19 protein-coding genes and 3 pseudogenes are annotated in these 19,963 nt (G+C 55.1%); 9 read left to right on the top strand and 13 right to left on the bottom strand.

Going from position 1 to position 19,963, the window contains the following annotated elements:
• Positions 1 to 35: 35 nt before the first annotated feature.
• From C8C99_RS07760 to C8C99_RS07720, 12 genes and pseudogenes are all read right to left on the bottom strand, one after another.
• A pseudogene (locus C8C99_RS07760) lies at positions 36 to 1,407 on the bottom strand (Y-family DNA polymerase).
• A 5-nt stretch (positions 1,408 to 1,412) separates the two neighbouring features.
• Positions 1,413 to 1,586: a S24 family peptidase gene (locus C8C99_RS24425; RefSeq protein WP_326938737.1), complete on the bottom strand. Its 174-nt coding sequence runs from the start codon at positions 1,584 to 1,586 to the stop codon at positions 1,413 to 1,415.
• Positions 1,587 to 1,668: 82 nt separating this feature from the next.
• Positions 1,669 to 1,719, bottom strand: a pseudogene (locus tag C8C99_RS24420) (hypothetical protein); the annotation flags it as partial.
• Between the two features lie 797 nt (positions 1,720 to 2,516).
• Positions 2,517 to 3,788 carry a DUF3987 domain-containing protein gene (locus C8C99_RS07750; RefSeq protein ID WP_082493278.1) on the bottom strand — a complete coding sequence of 424 codons (1,272 nt, stop codon included), beginning with the start codon at positions 3,786 to 3,788 and terminating at the stop codon, positions 2,517 to 2,519.
• Positions 3,785 to 4,111 carry a hypothetical protein gene (locus tag C8C99_RS23835; RefSeq protein ID WP_146186020.1) on the bottom strand — a complete coding sequence of 109 codons (327 nt, stop codon included), beginning with the start codon at positions 4,109 to 4,111 and terminating at the stop codon, positions 3,785 to 3,787. The genes C8C99_RS07750 and C8C99_RS23835 overlap by 4 nt, the downstream gene beginning before the upstream one ends.
• A gap of 2 nt (positions 4,112 to 4,113) precedes the next feature.
• A complete protein-coding gene (locus C8C99_RS07745) occupies positions 4,114 to 4,341 on the bottom strand; it encodes an AlpA family transcriptional regulator (RefSeq protein WP_082493275.1) in 228 nt (75 codons plus the stop codon).
• Positions 4,342 to 4,850: 509 nt separating this feature from the next.
• Complete coding sequence (locus C8C99_RS07740) at positions 4,851 to 5,144, bottom strand: hypothetical protein (protein ID WP_056419743.1); 294 nt, start codon at positions 5,142 to 5,144, stop codon at positions 4,851 to 4,853.
• A gap of 312 nt (positions 5,145 to 5,456) precedes the next feature.
• Positions 5,457 to 6,590, bottom strand: a complete 1,134-nt coding sequence (locus tag C8C99_RS23830; protein ID WP_146186019.1) for a hypothetical protein — start codon at positions 6,588 to 6,590, stop codon at positions 5,457 to 5,459.
• A 3-nt stretch (positions 6,591 to 6,593) separates the two neighbouring features.
• A complete protein-coding gene (locus tag C8C99_RS07735; protein WP_124513999.1) occupies positions 6,594 to 8,000 on the bottom strand; it encodes an integrase arm-type DNA-binding domain-containing protein in 1,407 nt (468 codons plus the stop codon).
• A 311-nt stretch (positions 8,001 to 8,311) separates the two neighbouring features.
• Positions 8,312 to 9,007, bottom strand: coding sequence for a MobA/MobL family protein (locus tag C8C99_RS07730; protein WP_082493271.1), 696 nt, complete (start codon positions 9,005 to 9,007; stop codon positions 8,312 to 8,314).
• Between the two features lie 586 nt (positions 9,008 to 9,593).
• The gene (locus tag C8C99_RS24030; RefSeq protein WP_199226355.1) at positions 9,594 to 9,791 is read right to left on the bottom strand and encodes a hypothetical protein; all 198 of its coding nucleotides are present in this window, start codon (positions 9,789 to 9,791) and stop codon (positions 9,594 to 9,596) included.
• Between the two features lie 257 nt (positions 9,792 to 10,048).
• Complete coding sequence (locus tag C8C99_RS07720) at positions 10,049 to 11,155, bottom strand: IS5 family transposase (protein WP_108625398.1); 1,107 nt, start codon at positions 11,153 to 11,155, stop codon at positions 10,049 to 10,051.
• A gap of 474 nt (positions 11,156 to 11,629) precedes the next feature.
• Here C8C99_RS07720 and C8C99_RS07715 point away from each other — a divergent pair, with 474 nt between their 5' ends.
• The 4 genes and pseudogenes from C8C99_RS07715 to C8C99_RS07700 form a co-directional block, all read left to right on the top strand.
• A complete protein-coding gene (locus C8C99_RS07715; protein ID WP_233247172.1) occupies positions 11,630 to 12,595 on the top strand; it encodes a hypothetical protein in 966 nt (321 codons plus the stop codon).
• Positions 12,588 to 13,715 (top strand): hypothetical protein, encoded by a 1,128-nt coding sequence (locus C8C99_RS07710; protein WP_056419734.1) that lies wholly within the window; start codon positions 12,588 to 12,590, stop codon positions 13,713 to 13,715. Before C8C99_RS07715 ends, C8C99_RS07710 begins: the two co-directional genes overlap by 8 nt.
• Positions 13,712 to 14,380, top strand: coding sequence for a hypothetical protein (locus C8C99_RS07705; RefSeq protein ID WP_124514000.1), 669 nt, complete (start codon positions 13,712 to 13,714; stop codon positions 14,378 to 14,380). The genes C8C99_RS07710 and C8C99_RS07705 overlap by 4 nt, the downstream gene beginning before the upstream one ends.
• Positions 14,381 to 14,724: 344 nt before the next feature.
• Positions 14,725 to 15,192 (top strand): annotated as a pseudogene (locus tag C8C99_RS07700) (IS3 family transposase); the annotation flags it as partial.
• Positions 15,193 to 15,213: 21 nt separating this feature from the next.
• On the opposite strand, the gene C8C99_RS07695 reads toward C8C99_RS07700, so the two are convergent.
• Positions 15,214 to 16,119, bottom strand: coding sequence for a LysR family transcriptional regulator (locus tag C8C99_RS07695; RefSeq protein ID WP_082493268.1), 906 nt, complete (start codon positions 16,117 to 16,119; stop codon positions 15,214 to 15,216).
• Positions 16,120 to 16,278: 159 nt separating this feature from the next.
• Between C8C99_RS07695 and C8C99_RS07690 the strand changes: the two genes are divergently transcribed.
• The 5 genes from C8C99_RS07690 (at position 16,279) to C8C99_RS24415 (ending at position 19,741) form a co-directional block, all read left to right on the top strand.
• The gene (locus tag C8C99_RS07690; protein WP_056419726.1) at positions 16,279 to 17,163 is read left to right on the top strand and encodes an NmrA/HSCARG family protein; all 885 of its coding nucleotides are present in this window, start codon (positions 16,279 to 16,281) and stop codon (positions 17,161 to 17,163) included.
• 14 nt (positions 17,164 to 17,177) lie between these two features.
• Entirely contained in the window at positions 17,178 to 17,750 is a 573-nt protein-coding gene (locus tag C8C99_RS07685; protein ID WP_056419935.1) for a flavodoxin family protein, read from the top strand.
• Positions 17,751 to 17,919: 169 nt separating this feature from the next.
• Positions 17,920 to 18,660: an SDR family NAD(P)-dependent oxidoreductase gene (locus tag C8C99_RS07680; protein WP_056419724.1), complete on the top strand. Its 741-nt coding sequence runs from the start codon at positions 17,920 to 17,922 to the stop codon at positions 18,658 to 18,660.
• A 62-nt stretch (positions 18,661 to 18,722) separates the two neighbouring features.
• Positions 18,723 to 19,223, top strand: coding sequence for a hypothetical protein (locus C8C99_RS23825; RefSeq protein WP_124514001.1), 501 nt, complete (start codon positions 18,723 to 18,725; stop codon positions 19,221 to 19,223).
• Positions 19,205 to 19,741, top strand: coding sequence for an MFS transporter (locus C8C99_RS24415; protein WP_124514002.1), 537 nt, complete (start codon positions 19,205 to 19,207; stop codon positions 19,739 to 19,741). The genes C8C99_RS23825 and C8C99_RS24415 overlap by 19 nt, the downstream gene beginning before the upstream one ends.
• The last annotated feature ends 222 nt before the right edge of the window (positions 19,742 to 19,963 follow it).

The following is a 19,963-nucleotide window of genomic DNA, read 5'->3' as shown; positions in this document are numbered from 1 at the left end:
GGCGGAATTGATTCGTCCGGACCGAAGCAGGTCAGTCAGCCTGTAACGACAGCCAACTCCTGCCAGTGGGTGGTGTAGCGCGGCGTGCGCCTCTCCTGCTTCATCTTCCAGCTGGGTTGTACGGCGCCTAGTTGGAGCAAGCGGCCATGTTCGATACCACCACTTGCCAGTTTGACAGTTCCTCGGCCATAGCGGGTGTTCAGGTTGTCGATAGCACTCATCACCCGACTGCGGTCTTTGGTGACTCGGCCCGTTGCGGATGAAGGCTCACCCCAGGCCAATTCACCCTGCACAAATCCTTCCGGCATGAGGTCCAACAGGAATACTCCGGCTTTTGCGTAGTTGAAGCCTGGGCGGTAGATGGCCTTGAGGGTTTCCAATGCGGCGTTGACCAGCACACCGGTGTCCTACGTGGGACGCACCAGTGGCAACACTATGGAACGGGAGTACTGATCGTCCTGACGCCTGAACGGGCTGGTTCTCACGAAGGTGAGAATCTGGCTGGCCTGCTGCTTTTGGCGCCGGAGCTTTTCAGCAGCACGCGACGCGAACTCTGTAATCGCCTGCGCCAGTTCTGCCTGTTCAGTCACAGGGTGACCGAAGCTGCGGGTGCAGGCGATCTGCTGTATAGGCAAGGGGGCGTTTTCCAAGTCTATGCAGAGTATGCCTTGCAGCTCTCGCACGGTGCGTTCCAGAACTACTGACCAACGTCTGGCAACCACCACTGGGTCGAGTTGCACCAGATCTTGAACGGTGGCGATGTCGATGTCTTTCAACTGTCTGCCGATTTGTGGCCTCACCCCCTCAGACTTCAGTCACAGCGGTGCGTTCGAACAAGGTTCGTTTGTCGTCGTCACTGAGTATCCCCAGGTGGCAAATCTGGGCGATGGAGCCGTCTGGACCATGACCTGGAAAGCGCTCGGGATAGACACCGGGTTTGCGTTCGGCAGTTTTGGCGATGTGGTTGGCCAGTTTGGCCAGGGTTTTTGTGGGGCCGATACCGATGCAGGTGGGGATGCCGGTCCATTGCAATAGCCTCTGCCTGATGAGTCGGCTTCTTCGGATCATGTCTCCCCGAATGCCTGCGAGATCGATAAAGCTCTCGTCGATGGAATAGACCTCCTGCTGGTGGCCTAATCCCGCCACGAGACTCATCATGCGGTCGCTCATATCTCCGTAGAGAGAGAAGTTGGCTGACGGGGCTACCAGACCAGCTTCTTCTTCCAGATGTTTGATCTGGAACCAGGGGGCCCCCATCTTGATACCCAGCGCTTTGGCTTCGTTGCTGCGGGCGATGGCGCAGCCGTCATTGTTGGACAGCACCACGACGGGACGGTCGTTAAGGTCCGGTCTGAATACGCGTTCGCAGGACACGTAGAAATTATTGCCATCGATCAGGGCGTACACGTTGGTCAGGCCTTGAACTGTTTGATGGCGGCTACCACGACGCCCCACACCTGAACAGTCTGGCTTTCTTTGGGAACGAGGTCGGGGTACGTGGGGTTGGCGGCTTTGAGTTTGATGCGCCCTGCCCTTATCTGCAAGGTTTTGCAGACGAATTCGTTTTCGACAACAGCGACGACCACATGACCAGAGCGGGGGGGTGATGGCGCGATCTACCAACACCACGTCCCCGTCAAAGATGCCGACATCACGCATGGACTCCCCACGGATGCGCAGCAGGAAGCTGGCTTGTGGATGTTTAATCAGTTCGGCCATCAGATCCACACGCTGAACCATATTGTCTTCTGCGGGCGATGGGAACCCGGCCTGGACGGAGCTAGGACGCAAATCGCCGACCAATATCGGAACGCTGGAGTCAGCCCCCCGGCCTACCAGTGGCCATGGAACCTCACCTTACATGAGTCAGTCCTGGCCAAGTCGATGCGGATCCCGCACAGACTGAACACTGTCGCGGACCCATCCACGAGTTCACGTGGATGTCGGCCCGATGCATCTGCCACACCGTATGGCCAATGCTCACAGCCAGCCCCAGACCTTTCGCAGCCATGTGGGCGAAGACACGCGAGGAGGCGTACTGTACTGGCGGTACTTTTGCTGGACGGTCATGGCATGCTCCGGATAAGGCTGGATGAAATACTGATTGTTTATCCAGTATACAGAAACACTGTGTTTTCAGCCAGTTCCATCTCAGCCTAACCTATCAGTGGCCTGAGACCCTTTCCCTTTATCTGATCGCACCCTGTTGGCTGCTATTGAATCTGGACCGGGTCGTGCACGCGGGACACTCGTGCGTTGCTATCAACACCTCGGCGGGCGCAGCATCAACTAGCTTCGCAAGGACGCTTGGTGAGCCATCGGACGCAACATTGCCTCCATACTTAGAGCGATAGAAAAGATGAGCGCCCCACAATGACAAAGCCGCCTGACAAGGCGGCTTTGGGAGTGTCATCGTCGGCATCGCCAGCAACAACTGCGGTCCATTGCAACTCAATCCTAGGCTGAAGAGCACCGAGGGAAGGAGGCAACCATCTACAGTTGCCCCTACCCACATATCAGCCCCTCCCAATCGTCGGCGGCTGGTAACTTCTGGATCCAAGGCCATACCGTCCGTTCGGACTGTCCAAGTAAGCAAAATCCTTCATCAGATTCAGCACATTGCCAGGGGCTGGATTTGTCAGAAAATACTCGCGATTAATTTTCAATTGCATTTCCCCCCTAATATCCTGCACCTCAACAACACCTTTCTTTTCCAGCGCGCGGATCGCCAAGTCCAAATTCTCTCGCTTCGGTGGCCTGAAACAATTAGGCCCCATGTCCCTGACCTCCCCCACTCTGACGTTGAACATGGCCCTTTTTACTTTGAAGCGAGCCCATAGCCATTCCTCAAGCACTCGTGCGTAGGTTTGCTCGTCGCTCAGTTCACCGATTCGGCCAAAGAGGCGTTGGAACTCGAGCAGATACCAAGTACAAACGTGGAGCGCTGCTTTCATGGTGTCGCCTTCGATGAATCCAGTTTTTCCCCCCATCAGATGAAAAATCCCTGCGATTTTTAGGGCATTAGCTCTCATCTTCGCGACAGCATCATCAACATCGCTAAAGCGCCCTCCCGGTTTGATGGACTCACGCAGCTTTGCGAAATACTCAACAAACATCATGTCGGCGCTCGGAGAAGTCATGATAACATCAAATTTAAAATTATCATCATGCCTTCTCCTCATTCCAATACTTAAAAAATCTGCTAGCTTGGCCTGAAGCAATGGCAGAGCCTTAAAGGGAGCATTGGATTCTGCAACTGTCTCAGGGATCTCGGAAATTTCACAAATGAGGGCACGCCCAACATTGCCCATTTCACGAGACCGCTGAATGTACTTTTTTACTGCATCATGTTGGATCGAGTAGTTTTGAGTTACGACAGGCTCCTCAAATACCATTTTACATCCCTTCCGAAGAACAGACATATGTGAGGAAGGATCGTGAAGATCATTGAGCGTCGCCAAGTCTCCTTTGGATTTACCAGAAAAAAATCTCTCTGCCTCCGCAATACTGATGGTAGTTACAGGAATTCCTTTGTTCAAAACCTCAAGAATTCCAGCAAGAGTTGCATCCTGAATTAATACATTTTCCTCCTTTGGCAGTCGCGGCTCTTTTTCCTGGAGTTCCTCCTGATCTCTTTCATAATCATCATAGTCCTTACCTTGATTGACGCATTGATTAATGAATTTATCGATTAAGCGAACCTTTATTTTATGAATTCGAATTTTAATTTCGTGCGTCTTCAACGCCTTTTCATGAATTTTATCTTGCTCACTCTGATACTCTCTCAGGAAAAAAAAAGCAAATCATCGACGGTCGTCTTACCCGCTCCGCGAATCCCGATTGTCAGGACACTCAAGTTCAATCCGACAGTTTGGGCATTGGACCCTTGCACCTTGATGGCAGGTTGATGCGCAGCGGCGCAAGCAGCAAGGAGTGCTCCTCCGATAAGCTGGGGCTTCAAGCCCCGCCGTTGGGAAATTTCAATTAAGACTTCACGTAAGAGATCTGGAAATTGCTCAACGGGATACGGCCCAGGTTCAAAGACCTGATTGTCGGCGGTCGTGATGTAGCGTCTAGTAACTAGCGCGTTAGGGGTTTGCGGTTTGTGCATAGTCACACCACACGTCGCGTTGTAGCCGTCAGATCAAGCCACGCGAGAACCTCTGCCCGAGGCCAGCCAACAGATCGGCTATTGGCGGTCCCCAAGCGCACTCTCCGCGGGAACTTCTCGTCATACTGACGACTGCGGGGGTTTCCCTTGGCATAGATCGTGGAACGGCCTAAGCCGGTGAGAGCCTTTAGCTCGTTTAACCGGCAGATGCCGGAAGTTGTTGTGGTCATTGCGACTCCTTTCAAAGAGACTCAATGGTCGCCAAAGCTCAACTTAGCGTCATCTTCGGAATTTTCACTGTATAAAATACCAGCACTGTGAGCATAGGCCACGTAAGCCTACGAGCCGGGCATACAACTTCTTGGTTCTTACTCTGCTTTCCTGGCAACTAAAGATCTCTGCCGCCATATAACGAGGAGATGAGCTGAAGAGGTCAGCAAACGGCTAGTCATACATAGAGGACCGCATGCGCTCAATGACCCCGGTCAGGCTTGTCACCAAGGGGGAATTGCACAACTCTGGCACCCCGGGTGAGATGTGACGAAGAAGCAATCTAAGCAATTGAATCCGACGAGTCCCCAACGAAGTACCTGACCAATAGGGCAGCCACTGGGATCTCAGAAATAGCAGGCGCACAAGGGGAGACCCGGGCTTGGGGCTCATGCTCGGCTGTGAGTAAAGCGGCCAACTTCAAGGACGTGACACAAGCGCATGTGTTTGTGCGTGGAGACCTACAGATTTAGTGGCCGACGTGAACCAGCAGGGAATGAGCTAGCGCGATGACCAGTAGGGCATCGAAGTCAACGGGCATGCAGTCAAACAGTACGGCAAGCGCAAGATGCAGCACACAAGCGCGCGAACCGCAAATCCAAGACAATCTGTGCTGGTCAACGCCCCCATCGGTTTCAAAGTCGAACGCGCGTTTCAATTGATCAATAACAAGTCCGGGCATAGCAAGGCTCGCCACCGTGACCTCGTCAAGATCCCTGGAACACTTCGCAAGCTGTTGGACTTTGCCCAATGTGTAGAACACGCCGCGCGCCTCGGTACGACAGATGCGGGGAGTACGTCGGCAGGCAACAACAGGACATCAAAACGAGGCGAACTCGGCGCTAGCCCCAATCGGCATGTGAGGTCGGCATGATCCTAATCGAGCACATCAAGTCTCGTCTCGGCGCGTGGTGTAAAGACCCTCTCACGCGAATTCATCAGTTTTGGCTCAATAGGCTCTTGGTCTGTTTGTCGTTTAGGCAGAACATTGACAATGGAGTTGCAGACATTGCGCTCAACCACAATTTTCCACTGCGAGGCTGATGAGATCAGAAAATTTCTGGCAATACAGGCATCATAAATCGGACAGCACCTTAGGACCAAATATTGTTTTATTCTGCTTGATTACCTCCAAAGACTTCTTGCGACTCTTCCGCTTTGCAAGATCAGGAAAAGGATTAATAATCATAGCCGCCACTTTACTCTCAACCTGAGTAAACAGCTCACCATTGGAATCCCGAATGTACTGAGCAATATTTTCCTGGCTCACTTTCTTAATTTTTACTTGCCCATTGCTTTTAGCGGATTTTTCAAAATACGGCTTCCAAAAATGATCCGAGGCTTTTAATAGACAATCGAAACGAGGATCAATCTCGCCGTTCTCGGCGGGCTTTACAACGCCATCCGTCCACTTTCGTTTATACAAATCAAGGTCACGGGGAGTAATAAATTTTAATGCTGTTTCACTTGAATTTGCCGAATTAAAAACTTCCGACCTGGCTTTCAATTCAACGATGGCTGAGCGTTTCCAATCACGGACTTCCTGAACTGTTAGGTCTCGAAGGAACCAGGTCTCCCTAAAAATATCCCACAGTACGATCAAAGCCTCTGAAAAGTGAGGCGCACTCAAATCCAATAGAGGATCGACTTCTTTGCCGTCAACATGCAATAAAGCTTCCGCATCACCCACCTTCTCTGGATGCACATGAAGATTATCAATGGTTATCTGAATTGGCTCCGCAGTCCGGAGATCACTGTAACGCTCCCCAAAATACTCTTCAGAGGATGGGCGGAGTTGCAAAATGATATTTGCACCACCCAATGTGAGGCGGCGGCCAGTTTCAGATGAACTTGAAAAAATATCGCAGGCAGCCCAGCGCTTCGCCTCGAGTTGAAGAGCGATTGCAAAATCCGTGCACCAAAAATCCTTGGCGTTCAGCAATCCTGCGGCATCAATCTCAAGCATCCGAGCTGACTTCAGAACGAATGGCCTGATGTGATTCAGCACTGCATACGCTTGCCGGTTATCCACACCATGGCCATCGAAGATCTGTTTATTAACAGCTACCGCAACAAGGTCACTCGGAATCTGAACATAAAACTTGAAACCGTGCTCCAATAAATTGGCGAGCACCTTTTTAGGGGCCAAGCCGAATTTTCCAGCGATGTTTTCTAAGCGACTAGAGGCATCTTTATAGGCTGAGCTCATAGATCAAAAGGCTCTCAAAGCAAACGGAAAAGCGATCTTCGACGCTTTTTGCATGATAAATTGGTCCCATTCGTTCATCATTTCCCTTCTCTGCCCCAATTCAACGTCATCAGGTTTTAATGATTTTTCATTTCTCTTGGCAGCACTCGCCAATGAAATATCTACGAGTTTCTGGGGGTACCGGGCCTTATTAACAGCCCAGTCTCGGAAAGTGCGCCTGAAGTCGTCGGGATAGAGCTCCAGACTCAACCGTTTCAATACGTCAACCAGTATCGCCTCTGAGAGGGATGATTCTTTGTCCTTTGCAAAGACCAAGTGAGTGTCTGGCGGAATGTGAAGCACCTCTGACTTCAGTACAGATATCGCACTGCTACTAAGTGGGATTCGATACGGTTCATCCAACGCCGCACGCTCAGCGGGCACCGTCCAGACACCAGCTCTCAAATCAATCTCACCCCATCGGGCCATGAGCACCCAATCGCTAGGGACTGCAGTGAGAATGCAAAACTCGAGGGCACGTGCTGCAGTTCCTGGGCGACGGCGGAGGTTGCACATGAACTCTGGCATGTTGGTGACCGGATGTCCGCCGTGGAGTTGGATCTCCCGGGCTTTGGATGGTCGAGGCAGCAACGCGTCTAGGTGCCCTCTCCATCGAGCTGGATTGTCGCCACTACGCTGTCCCCCAATGGTCGTCCAATCCAGTACTGCTTCAATCCGCCCCCGAAGGCGCGAAGCTGTCTCTGCTTTGGTGGTCCATATCGGTTTGAGGATGGACAGTACCTGCTCAGTCGATACGTCCTGAACTGCCGTATTTCCAATATGAGGATATGCGTAGGTCTTGAGAGTGGAAGACCACTGACTGCGGTGCTTGAGGTTCTTCCATTCACTCTCGCGTGTTGCGATGTAGGCATTGGCTGCCTGCTCGAACGTCATGGGTAGCACCTGCTGTGCTTTCAAAGAGGTCATGAGTGCGGTCCGACGCTCAATCGGATCGACCCCTTGATCCAGCCAGTCTTTGGCTTCACGGGCTTTTGATCTGGCTTGCGCAAGTGTGACTTCTGGAAAACTCCCAAGGCCCATGTGCCGCCGCCTGTCGCCGATCATGATGCGCAGCACCCAGGATCTCGCACCAGAGCCCGTGACATACAAATACAGCCCAGCAACGCCTCCCACGGCATGGTGACCCTGGCAGGTCAGTCGTGACACTTCAAGGGCAGTTAAGTCCTTCGCTTTCCGAGCCATGATCGCCTTCACCACGAGTTGGGCAGCGGATTTTGCCAGGGACCTGAGCTCCATCCTTTCTACCAATGAACACTGGATCAGGTTGGACGTTTTAGGATTCCAATGGACATCATCTGAACCCACATTACCATTGTGGCGATTGGTTGAACAGTGACTCGTGATGCTCAATGCACGCTGCAAGATGCCGATGGACCACTGAGGCGGCAGGCTTTTCTCCGCCGACCTGCAGCTAGGTTGCTTGCGGTGGTGTTCGCCGTTCTACCAATCCACCTACCTTTAGTCCTTTGGCGTGTGACGGCGCTTCTTGGAAAACCTTGGACGTGAGGCGCAGATCGATCTGGTGCAGTTTGCGCAGCCAAGACCGCCAAGAGCTTTTTAGTCACCTCGGCTCACGGCGTTCTTCGAGCGAAAATTGAAGGCCTCTGTGTCTAAAAACACGGAATTTCTGCTGCCGGCAGCAGAAATCTCGCGTTTTGAGCCTATGGCGATGTCGCAGACTGCGCTTGTGCCGCCCGCAGTCGCTGGACCCTGGCAGGTCCGAGGTGCCGCCCCGGCTCGGCGGAGAGTCCTCGCTCCTGGTGGCTTCGATGATCGAGCCGCGGGTCATGTCCATTCGCTGTCAAATGCCGGTTCAAGAGATCGGCAAACGCTTTGCGTGTTTCCTTCAACTCGTTGCGCAAGGCCAAGGGTGTGCGGCCACCGCTGTCTTTTTTGCTGCCCCCTGCTTCCGGCTTCTTGGGGTTGTAACGTCGAAAATGCAGCTCCGCCGGGCGGTCGATTCCATCGAGTACCCGATCCGAAACCATCGCATGGAAATGCGGTTGTGGCACTCCACCAAGGGCGGCAACGGGCTCATGGATGGCAACTTCATAGGGCTTGTTGGGTGCGACGTGCTGCATCCACTCCTCGAGAGCCTCGCGCATTTGTGTATGGGTTAGTTCGGCTGGTAACGCGCCCTCGTACTCGCGGTACACGGCAGCGTTGCTACGCTCGTACTTGTCGGCGGTCTGCCAGAATTTGGTGGTATCGCCACTGGTCCAACCGGGAAGGTTGCCGGAGAATGTGTCCACGAGGTCTTCGCTTTTGCTCTCAAAGGCTCCGCGACGTCCGATGTATTTTGCATGGCGCGCTGCAGCGCCCTTGCCTCCCGTCTTCACGCTGAGGTGATATGTCATGGTAATACCCTTTCTCGAGGTCAAAAGTAAAAACGCCCCTCAAAGGGGCGTGCTTTGGATGTAAACAAGTAGGAAGGGCTGTGCTCTCTGGTGCGCTTGATTCACGCATCATTTGAGAAACGGTAAGTGCGCGTGTTTATTCCTGTGCTATTTGAATCAGTGATATCACGACCATTGGTCGAATGAGTGTTCTGTACCTACATGCACCTTGTTATCCCTACCTTGTTCTTATCCATAACATAGGGAGGTTCACAGTAAAAAATTACTGATAGGCTGTTATACAGCGAACAAGCATTCGCTAGATGAGAGCAAGCAAAGGCTATTTGTTTGAGCCCCTATTGGGTGATGAGTCTCTCTGTGATGGCAATGAGGTCATCCATGTTGATGACCTATTCCAGTACCTAGTGAACCAAGGTGTATTCAGGCGAGGTATTGGCCTCTTACATGCCAATGGATGCATGTAAAAAATACCACCGTAAGATACTGGCGTGAGTACTGATTCGGATGCCTTCTAGGGCCTAAGCTTTTGAATGAGCAAAGGTTTCCATACGCACGTTGAGCAGGTTGTTGGCGAAACTCCTCACCATCAAAGCTCCAAGTCGTCAATCATTCCATCGTCAACGATATATGCGCTGAAGTACCAAGCGAGATCGAACAATTCCAGTTTGGTGTCTTTGGGTTGACGTAGCTTCTCGTAGCCTGGTTTGAACTCCTGATTGCGCTCCGGGTGATGTACTAGGGCTATGGTCTGCACATCACGCATTCTGTTGAAGACGAGATTCATTTCCTTCCACAGAGTCTGCTCCCGGGCTTTGCCGACACAAAGGGCCTGGCCACGAGAGTCGCAAAAGACATAAATGCTGAAGCTGTCCTCAAGCGCTACTTTGAGGCCTTAGCAGGCTGCTGAAATACTCCCCCACCTGCGGCCTGCCTCCCTTGGCCCTGGCGCTGTTTTTTCGCCAAGTTTCCGTATCTTGAAATTCAGCACTCCATCAGGCCGGTTTTTTGCCTTTCCCGGCCCATCTCCCGCCTCTTTTTCCCTCACACCCGCCCCTGCAGACGGATTTGCCCCAGGCTGCGCAGTCGCGTGAGGTTGTAGCCCGCCATCGTCAGCACAAACATCTGGTCCACTTTCTTGATCCCGCGCACCAGCACCTGGCGCATGTGACCCACCGTCTTGGCCCAGCCAAAGCCCTGTTCGATCAGCTTTCTCTTTTGCTGCGAGATGGCGTAGCCTTCGCTGTCTGCTATTCCCTCGGGCACCGCAGATTGGCGCCCTGATTTGTTCTGCGCCACATGGGGCAGTACGTTCATCTCTTGCAGGGCTTCAATGAATTCCTTGGCGTCGTAGCCTTTGTCCGCGCCCAGCGTGATCGTGATGGGCTCATCGCCGGGCAATGCCTGTCGCGCATCGTTGATCATGGCCTTGGCCGCTTCGCGCTCTGCATACCCGTCGGCCTGGGTGACCACGGCACTGACCACCGGCCCATGGCGGTTGTCGGTGAGCGTGTGGCCCATGAAGCGCAACTCGCTGGCCGTTTTGCCCTTGCGGTACAGCCGTGCGTCCCCGTCCGTGGTGGATTCATGGGTGTCGTTGCTGCGCTTTTGGTCTTTGAAGTTGCCCGCATCGGTATCGTCGTCGCCCTGGCGGTCTTTGCGCACAAAGCTCTTGTGGCCCGCCCAGGCCTGGATCAGGGTGCCGTCCACGCTGAAGTGTTCGCCCGAGAGTAGCTCCTGTTCCTGGGCTTGCTGCACGATCTGGTTGAAGAGCTCTATGACCGCATCGTGCTCGATCAGGCGTTCGCGGTTCTTGCTGAAGACGGTGGGCACCCAGACCGCATCGTCCATGGCCAGGCCAATGAACCAGCGAAACAGCAGGTTGTACTGGGTTTGCTCCATGAGCTGGCGTTCTGAGCGCACGCTGTAGAGCACCTGAATGAGCATGGCGCGCAGCATCTTCTCAGGGGCGATGCTGGGGCGTCCACCTTTGATGTCGGCTGCGTACATCTGGGCAAACAGCCCATCCATGTTTGCCAGCGCCTTGTTGACCATCACGCGAATCACGCGCAGAGGATGGTCCGCGGGCACGAAGTCATCGAGATGGCGCATGGTGAACAGGCTCTCGGTGAAGGTGTCGGCTCCGCGCATGGATGGCTTGTCTGGTGGTTCGGGGGAATGTCTCGATTGTCCTGCCTCGGTGGCAGGCGCAGAGGGTTGGCGGGGAGTATTTCAGCAGCCTGTTAGGCGTATAGGAGCGCATCCTTGCAGCCGTTGAAGATTTACCCACTTTGCGGGCAACAAGTGAATCCTGTCGTGCTCGGGAATCGCGTCTCCTCATCGAGTCACCACAGCGTAGACGGTATTCTCAGAAAAGTACCGATACTAGGCTTTGTCTGCAATGCAGCGGTTGCAGACGGTGGCTTGACGTGAGCGAACTCACGCTGGCTGACCTCAAGCAGTCGTCCGCGCAAGGGCGCTAGCACTTGCCAAGGAACACAACTACGACCTCCCGTGACCGCTGGCCACCAAAAGCACGGCTCCATCCATAATCTATAAACAGTGTAAAGAAGCCGTATTTAGGGAGGCTCAGTGTCAGAAACGAGCAAGATCGCATTAATGGCTATGAAACTGTCTGATGAAGTGTTCTCAGAATTCTTCTGGACAAAGGTCGGCCCCGAAGATCAGAACTGGCCCTGTGAGGACAAGGTCCTTCATGGAGTCGACACGCATCCGGCGGATGTGGTCTTCTACTACGACGAGCCGTATGCGCAGCGCAGGACGTTCGTTCATTGCGACCTGAAGAGCTACGCAAAGGGCTCCATCACTACCGCGACCTTGCAGGGGGCCATTGCCAGCCTCGCGAAGCAGATCGCCTGCGCAGAGAAGAGCGAGCGCTGGCGGGACCTCTACATGCATGGCAACGTGACGCCGAACGTCTGCGGACTGCTCTTCGTCTACAACCACGACGGTGAGTACGACAAGGACTTCTCGTCTGTGCTGAGCGCAGCCACGCCCAAGGATCTGCTGCTGCCCAAGGGTGCGCGGCTGTTCGTCTTGGGCCCGCGCGACGTGCACTGGATCGACAACGTTCGGTACGACATTCGACAACTGCGTGGCGCCGCTGGGCCAGCTGCCTTGCCGGCGGCGCAGCATTGCAAGTTCTTCTATCCGCAATTGGACGGACGAGCCAATCTCCAGCCGGAGAAGGCACGCGCGGCCACGCTGGAGATGCTGACATCGCCTTGGATCGTGTTCGAGTACAAACATGGGCCTGCTCTCGCCCAGCGAGGTGTCATCGTGTTCTATCGCCGATCCGGAGAAACCGAAGAGGAGTTCATGTACCTTCTCGATTTCTTGCGCCACTACCAAGTCCTGGAGGATGCGACCAAGGTGGACATTCGGTCCATGGCCTCGGATGCTGCAGCCGCTGCACGCTTTCAAAAGGCCAAGCAGCGCTACGTCGAGAGCCTGGGCGACGACGGCCACTCGACTGAGCTGGCCGCGAAGGTCAACGCCATCGGCTACACGAAGATGACGCAGGCCATCACGGAGTTCTCTTCGATCGATCTGGGGATGGACTATGCGTGATCCTGGGCAGCTGTATTTCGCCACGAACAAAGAGATCCACGACCTGCTGTTCTCCGCCAAGCAGAAGGTGACGGAAGCGGTCTTGCTGGAGCTGCTGCGCGACCGCGGCATCTTCAGTTCGCCAGCCGAGTCAAGAGAGGCGCTGGTTCAGTACCTGTCGCTGCTCCCACACGACTACGCGGATGTGTGCGGCATTCTGGAGCGGCGCGAGGCCTCGAAGCGGGGCGAAAAGACGGCTACGATCTCGTTGAACACCGAACTGTCGCCAGACGAGCTCAAGGAGATCGTCAGCGAATACCAAAAGGCCGAAGTCCAGGAGGTCGTTCGCGCCCACAAGAAGAGCGAATCCGAATTCGTCATGAACGTGACCTACTCCGAGTTTGACTACTCCAAGACGCGGCTGCTGCAGCGCCAAGATCGAGATGCAGAGTTGGTTTTCACCAAGGTCGGGGAGCGCACCGAGATCCGCATACCGGCAACCGACCGCGCCCGTGCCATGGTCGACAAGCTGCGGGAGCGAATTGAAGCTCACAAGAAGGCCGTTGTGCAACTCGAAGAGATTGAGCTGACTGGCCTGACCTCGGCTGAGGCGCGAACGACGTTCTTCACGCGGCTGATCTCGTCGTTACCCGACTTTCCATTGATGACCGTCTCACGCCTGCGGGTCGCCCATTCGACCTCGGAGCAAGAGGACGATGACTTCGATATGGACGGTGACGACGTTGACGAGGCCGAAGAGAAGATGCTCGGCGTGGTCGAGAACGTGGCGCTCAGCGGTGAAAACCTGGTCGCCTCCGAGATGTACCAAGAGCTGAAGGACAAGGGCTTCTTCATCACGTCGATCACTTGGCGCGCGAAGCAGAACGTCCACCCCTACGCGATCATCGAATGCGACGCGGGCTTTGAGGATCGGCAGGCCGGCAAGAAGTTTCGCTACTCCATTCATGGTGCGCTCAAGTTCAAGAATGGCGCGTATACAAAGAACATCCGCCCGGTAAGCGAGGCGGAGAAGGCAACCCTGCTCGCGATGATCGAGAAGACTGCCCGTACCGTCTTGGCGCAATTGCTCGCCGAGGCGGCGGGTGCTGGTGCGGATTCGGAAGCGGGGACCACTTCATGAAACGCTATCGCTGGCTAAAGGCTCGATGGCCAATCTCTATGCGAGTTCTGGCCAAACGCCTTCGCGTGAAGGCGTTTGATGGAGAGCAGGTCGAAGGCTTCGTTCTGGATCGGGTCAGAGACGATTTTCTCGATGCCAGATTCGTGGAGAAGATCGAGTACGACGATACCGTTACCGACCCATTTGGGGTGGAGGCGAGTTTTCACCGCGTCGAATACCGAAGTTGTGAATTCAAGGCGGCAGTGGCCGGCCCAGGATTGGAACTCGTGGACGCCCCCCGCGGCGTTCAGACCATGATCAGCCGGCTGGCGGAGGCAACCGACTTTGCTTTGGCGATCAGCCCGCTTTCGGTCAACGTGCTGGACTGGGCGAGCGAAGTGCAGCGGCGCTTGAACGAAGTGGGGATCGTGGATTCACTGCAATTGGGAGCGATGGAACTCGCCTCCAATGTCCAGGCCAAAGCGGTCATCAAGGGCAGTGTCGACGTTCTCGGGGCAACCCAGGCACTCGTACACGGTAAGAAGCATGTTATCGAGAAGGTTCAGATCCGGTTCATGCGCCCCAAGCGCTTGACGGTGCTGTTGACGAACAACGGCGTGGCCCGTTTCGATCAGGAGCCAAGCGAGGATTTGCTTTCCATCGTCCGAGCGTCGTTGCCGCTGTGACGATTGGCCGGGCGTTCAAACCAAATATTGCTCTGGCGGTTAAGCGGGTGTCCTAAAGCAACGACTCACGGTGCCGCCGACTGCGTGGTTTCACGGCGGCGTCAGGAAGCTGAGCTTCGATTCGCCGGACTCACCGAACAAGGTCAGATTCAGGCGGCACCAACGCAACCTGCGTTGCCAGTGCAAGCGCAGGCCGACGAGTACGCATGCGAAGCGGTGCGGCCATCCAAGACAATTGCTGCAAACAATAGCCTTATTCGAGGGAGAAGACGATGCGCCTGAGATTTTTATTCGTCGTACATGTGCTTTTGCTTGTGCAGGCAAATGGCTTCGCGAAAGAGGGTATCCGAACCCACGAAGGCTGGCTGTACCTAGCGGTTGTGGTCGATCTGTTCTCACGCCAGGTAGTGGGCTGGTCCATGGGCAGCCGCATTGACACGAGCCTGGTCCTCGATGCACTGCTGATGGCGCTATGGCCCCACCAGTCGCGTGCACCTGTCATAGTTCATTCCGATCAAGGCTGTCAGTTCACCGGCCACGAGTGGCAGACCTTTCTGCGCGACCACAACCTAGTCAGCAGCATGAGCCGGCGTGGCAACTGCCACGACAACGCTGTGGCCGAGAGCTTCTTCCAACTGCTCAAGCGCGAACGCATCCGCAGGCGGGTCTATGCAACCCGTGATGATGCGAGAGCGGACGTCTTCAACTACATCGAAATGTTCTACAACTCACAGCGCCGTCATTCATCGGCGGCAGGATTATCCCCTGTAGAGTTCGAACAGCGACATTCCCAACGGCTCAACGGTGTCTAGGAATGCCGGGGCGATTCAGATCTACAGTGTCTTCAACCTTTTGGGGATCTGTTCCGCGAGAAACGCCATCAGTGCCCGAACTGTTGGCGATTGATGGCGTTGCATGGGGTAGACAAGCTGGACTTTCAGCGCGGACATTTGCCAGCCCTCCAGCACTCTGACCAATTTACCTGATGCGACCAGCGGCGCTGCCTGGAACTCGGGCAGTACGGCGATTCCCAGTCCGTCCAATGTCGGCGCCAGCAAGGCGTCGGAAGGGCCGATGATCAAACGTGAGCGCAAAAGTCCTTTTGCGGTTCTGCTTCGCGAATGCAGCTTGATTTCTGCGGCTTCCCTCGACTGCAGCAGGCCAGCGTGAGCACTGAGTTCACCGGGATGCACCGGCAACCCATGTTGGTTCGCATAAGCGGGGCTTGCAAATAGAGCTGGACGTACGGTGCCTATGGCACGGGCCTTCAGACTGGAATCGGCAAGTTCGCCAATGCGCACCGCCAGATCAATGCCTTCTTCGACGATGTTGACGTGGCGGTTGCTGAGCTTGACATCCAGTTCCAAATGTTCGTGTTTGAACAGGTACTCAGTCACCAGCGGAAGCAGCACAACTTTGCCAAATGTCGCTGACGCAGCTAGGCGAACGCGACCACTTGGCGTCTGATCCTGAGAAAGAAGGTCATGGGTGACGGCGTTCAATTTATGGATCAGCGGACTTGTTCCGTCCAGCAGGCGTTGGCCAGCGTCGGTCAATGCGAAGGCTCGGGTATTGCGCTTGACGAGGCTGACCCCTGCTGCCGTTTCCATGCGCGCCAGGCGGCGCGACAAGGTTGATTTGGGAACCTCCAGTTGGCGAGAAGCCCCTGAGAGGCTCCCTGCCTCCGCGATCTTGATGAACCACTGGAGATCGTCGATCGAGTAGTTTTGATTGTTCATATTTCGGTACGCCGGTGTCTACACAACGAGTCTATTTGTGCAAGGTTAAACCATAAACAATTCAGCTTGTTGCCGGGTCGAACGAGCACACATGGATCGCTTCCTTGCCTGCCCGTAGACCCGCTTCACGAAACCATTGCACACACTCAAGGAACTTTAATGACCATACTCGTTACGGGCAGCACGGGGCTTATCGGCTCACATGTGGTAGCGCTGCTAGCCGCGCAAGGCGCAGACGTTCATGCCCTCTCCAGAACACCAGAGAAGCGACAGTTTCCACCCGGCGTTACGGCGGTCAAGGGAGACTTCCAGGACGTGGATTCGATGCGCGCTGCCATGGCTGGCGCGAGAACGCTTTTCTTGCTCAACACTGTGGCCGCAGACGAAATTACCCAGGCACTGATTGCGCTCAACCTGGCGCGCGAAGCGGGTATCGAACGCATCGTGTACCTGTCTGTCATGCACTGCGACCGTTTCACCGATGTTCCGCATTTCACTGGAAAGCACACGGTGGAACGCATGATCGGACAGCTCGGTATGCACGCGACCATTCTGCGTCCCGCTTACTTCATGCAGAACGACGATGCCTTGATTCAGTCCGATGTTCTGGAGCGGGGCGTGTACCCCATGCCTATCGGCAGTGCAGGCATTTCCATGGTGGACGCGCGTGACGTGGCGGAAGTTGCCGCGCGACATCTGCTGCGCCGAGACGCCGCAAGCGAACCCTTGCCAACGGAGGTGTTGGATGTCGTGGGGCCAATCGCGTTGTCGGGTCAAACTGCCGCAGCTGTATGGAGCGATGTGCTAGGCAAGACCGTCCGGTACGCGGGTGACGACATCGGACCTTTTGAAGCGCGGTTCCGGAGTTTTGCACCCGCCTGGATGGCGTACGACATGCGGCTGATGATGGCGCGCATGCAGATGGATGGCGAGGTGGGCTCCGCTGGTGCAGTCGAGCGCATGCAGCAAGAACTGGGCACGTCGTTGCGGAGCTACCGCGACTATGCGCTGGAAACGGCTGAGCGCTGGAGGGCTGCCCAATGACGGCGACACACACCATGCCATCCATTGTGGTTGTCTACCATTCCGGCTACGGCCATACCCGTCGATTGGCACAGGCCGTTGCCCAAGGTGCGGAGGCCGCATTGCTGGAGATTGATGCGCAAGGTACTCTGCCTGAGTCCGCCTGGATGGGGCTGGCTGCCGCGGATTTGATTGTGCTGGGCTCACCCACTTATATGGGTAGCGCGAGTTGGCAGTTCAAGCGATTTGCCGATGACTCTTCGGCGGCCTGGATGGCCCAGAAATGGAAAGACAAACTCTTCGCAGGCTTCACCAACAGCGGAAGCATGAGCGGCGACAAGCTGTCCACCTTGCAGTACTTCATGACATTTGCCATGCAACACAGCGGCCTGTGGGTGGGCACCGGCATGATGCCCTCCAATACCAAGGCAGCTCTGCGCAACGACGTGAACTATGTCGGTTCATCTTCAGGCGCAATGGCCACAACACCGGTCGATGCGGGGGTTGACGAAATGTTGGAAGGCGATATCGAGACGGCCAGGCGTTTTGGCGAACGGCTTCGGGACGTTGCGAAGCGCTACTCGAATACGTCGCCTCACAAGGCGTAACAGGGCGCTCCTTTCAGGATCCGGGGCTTCAGCCGCAGGGCCAGCCCCATTCGGGAATCTCCGCATCGAGTTCCGGCCAGCAGGTCGGGACGGATTGCGTCTGTGCACGGCACAACTCGGCTGCTCGCCAACATTAGGCACCGTTCGATACATAAATGGACTTGCAATCATGAAAACACTTCTTGGAAAACGTGCTTTTGTCACTGGCGCAAGCCGTGGAATCGGAGCTGCGGTCGCGCGTCGCCTTGCGTCTGAAGGTGCCGATGTCGCAATTGGCTACGAGAAGTCCGCCACGGCAGCGGATGCGATTGCCAAGGCGATTCGCAGCACCGGACGCAATGCCGTCACGGTCCCGATGAGCGCAGCCGACCCGACTTCAGTGAAAGCAGCGGTCGATCGCGCAGCGGCAGAACTCGGAGGGCTCGACATCCTGGTCAACAACGCCGGGATCTTCCGCACGGGCTCCATCGAATCCGCCAGCCTCGCGGATATTGACGAGACCCTTTCTGTCAACCTGCGTGCGGTTGTCGTCGCCACGCAAGCGGCGCTCGCCTACATGAGCAATGGTGGCCGAATCATCAACACAGGCAGCAACCTAGCGACTCGTGTGCCGGGAGGCGGAATGACCTTGTATGCGGCAAGCAAAGCCGCATTGATCGGCCTCACCAAAGGGCTGGCACGCGACCTCGGCTCCCGCAGTATCACGGTCAATGTCATCCACCCGGGCTCAACCGACACGGACATGAATCCCGCGGACGGCGAGCATGCGCAGTTCCAGTTGCAGCGCATGGCGATTCCGCGTTACGCGGACCCCGACGAGCTGGCCGCTCTGTATGCCTTTGTTGCCAGTCCACAGGCTCGGTCGATCAACGGAGCGGAACTTACGGTGGACGGCGCAGCCAACGCATAAATTTGGCCTCATCACGTTGTTGCAGCGAGCGGTCTTCTCGCTCGTTCGACGGCGTAGTAGCGATGAACGTGCGCCGCCTCTTGACTTTGCCATCGCCAAGTTATGAGAATATTGGAGGTTATTTTGTGATTAAGAAACTATCAGCATTTATTTTATTGGCGGTCATTGTTTTTGGAGCCTATAGAGGTATTGCGACACTCAATACAAGTGCGAAAGAAATTGAAAAAATTGATGCTAAAGACATTGTTGATGCTTTGGTTGCCGAGTCAAATGGCAAAACACCAAAAATGATAAATGATGAAATGAGATTGGAAAGCGTTAAAAAGAATGGACTGCAAATCACTTTCTTGAATACGGTAGTCTCTGCATCCTCTAATGAAGTGGACCCAGAAGAAGTAAAATCAATCTATTTTCCAGTTATGTCACAAAGCCTGTGTGGAAGCGAAAATATGTTGATCGCTTTATCTAAAGGTGTCGTGTTTAGGTATGTATATCAAGGTAATGATGAAAAAAATATTACTGAATACACAATAGATCGTACATCATGTGGTGGAAACTCATAACAAGGCGCTCCAGCACCGCACATTTCTTGTGCTCGACAGTTTGTAAGTTGGTTTTTTGGAAGCATTTTGCGCAGAAAACCACAAAAAACAACTTACAAATGCGGCTGAGCTTGGCGATGTTCCCCAGCAGATCCTCAAGCTGCTTTTGGTCACGGGGTGAAGCGGTTGTGAAAGCAGCCGTCTTCGATCCCGGTCTTTTCTGGCAATGGCTGGTTGCCAAGCTTGGTATCGCCTCCCGTCTTCTTGAAGGGGTTTTAGTGTCTTCCTCGTCCAGTGGCTCTACCTGCTCGGGCAACCCCGTGCAGTCGCCTTCCAAGCCAGCTGCAGACACTTCAATCTGGCCCGCCATCGCATCGCTGACGCTGGGCGTGTTCGGCCTAGTGATGGCCGAATTCCTGTCGATCAGCCTGCTGACGGCGATGGCCACCGACCTGGGCATCAGCGACGGCGCCGCTGGCCAAGCGATCACGGTCACAGCGCTGTTCGGAGCTGTCGGGGCGCCGTCATTGCACTGCTGACGAGGCGCCTGGGCTGCCGCGTCGTCATGCTGACGTTCACGGCGTTGCTGCTGTGTAACGCCATTGCCAAGCACGGCTCCACTTGGGATCCAAATTACCATTGCGCTTGACTTCCAAGACGGTTGCTCAGGGCACACGACGGCTTGTGGCAACAGCAGTCACTCCAGCCTCGATCGACGAATGACTGAGATCAGCCTGTAGCAGCCAAGCCGGACGCCGGTT

The sequence above is a fragment of the Acidovorax sp. 107 genome, from assembly GCF_003058055.1.
GTDB lineage: Bacteria > Pseudomonadota > Gammaproteobacteria > Burkholderiales > Burkholderiaceae_C > Acidovorax.
Note: the sequence above shows the minus strand (reverse complement) of the source record. Positions and strands in the feature narration are given on the sequence as shown.

What these genes read in the sequence shown, in the direction of transcription:
- C8C99_RS23830 (WP_146186019.1), bottom strand. Translation starts at nt 6,590, where the DNA reads ATGAGCTCAGCCTATAAAGATGCCTCTAGTCGCTTAGAAAACATCGCT.
- C8C99_RS07720 (WP_108625398.1), bottom strand. Translation starts at nt 11,155, where the DNA reads ATGCGCGGAGCCGACACCTTCACCGAGAGCCTGTTCACCATGCGCCAT.
- C8C99_RS07745 (WP_082493275.1), bottom strand. Translation starts at nt 4,341, where the DNA reads ATGACCACAACAACTTCCGGCATCTGCCGGTTAAACGAGCTAAAGGCT.
- C8C99_RS07690 (WP_056419726.1), top strand. Translation starts at nt 16,279, where the DNA reads ATGACCATACTCGTTACGGGCAGCACGGGGCTTATCGGCTCACATGTG.
- C8C99_RS07695 (WP_082493268.1), bottom strand. Translation starts at nt 16,119, where the DNA reads ATGAACAATCAAAACTACTCGATCGACGATCTCCAGTGGTTCATCAAG.
- C8C99_RS24415 (WP_124514002.1), top strand. Translation starts at nt 19,205, where the DNA reads ATGTGGTGGAAACTCATAACAAGGCGCTCCAGCACCGCACATTTCTTG.
- C8C99_RS24030 (WP_199226355.1), bottom strand. Translation starts at nt 9,791, where the DNA reads ATGAATCTCGTCTTCAACAGAATGCGTGATGTGCAGACCATAGCCCTA.
- C8C99_RS07685 (WP_056419935.1), top strand. Translation starts at nt 17,178, where the DNA reads ATGCCATCCATTGTGGTTGTCTACCATTCCGGCTACGGCCATACCCGT.
- C8C99_RS07730 (WP_082493271.1), bottom strand. Translation starts at nt 9,007, where the DNA reads ATGACATATCACCTCAGCGTGAAGACGGGAGGCAAGGGCGCTGCAGCG.
- C8C99_RS07715 (WP_233247172.1), top strand. Translation starts at nt 11,630, where the DNA reads ATGAAACTGTCTGATGAAGTGTTCTCAGAATTCTTCTGGACAAAGGTC.
- C8C99_RS07705 (WP_124514000.1), top strand. Translation starts at nt 13,712, where the DNA reads ATGAAACGCTATCGCTGGCTAAAGGCTCGATGGCCAATCTCTATGCGA.
- C8C99_RS07710 (WP_056419734.1), top strand. Translation starts at nt 12,588, where the DNA reads ATGCGTGATCCTGGGCAGCTGTATTTCGCCACGAACAAAGAGATCCAC.
- C8C99_RS07680 (WP_056419724.1), top strand. Translation starts at nt 17,920, where the DNA reads ATGAAAACACTTCTTGGAAAACGTGCTTTTGTCACTGGCGCAAGCCGT.
- C8C99_RS23835 (WP_146186020.1), bottom strand. Translation starts at nt 4,111, where the DNA reads ATGCACAAACCGCAAACCCCTAACGCGCTAGTTACTAGACGCTACATC.
- C8C99_RS23825 (WP_124514001.1), top strand. Translation starts at nt 18,723, where the DNA reads ATGAACGTGCGCCGCCTCTTGACTTTGCCATCGCCAAGTTATGAGAAT.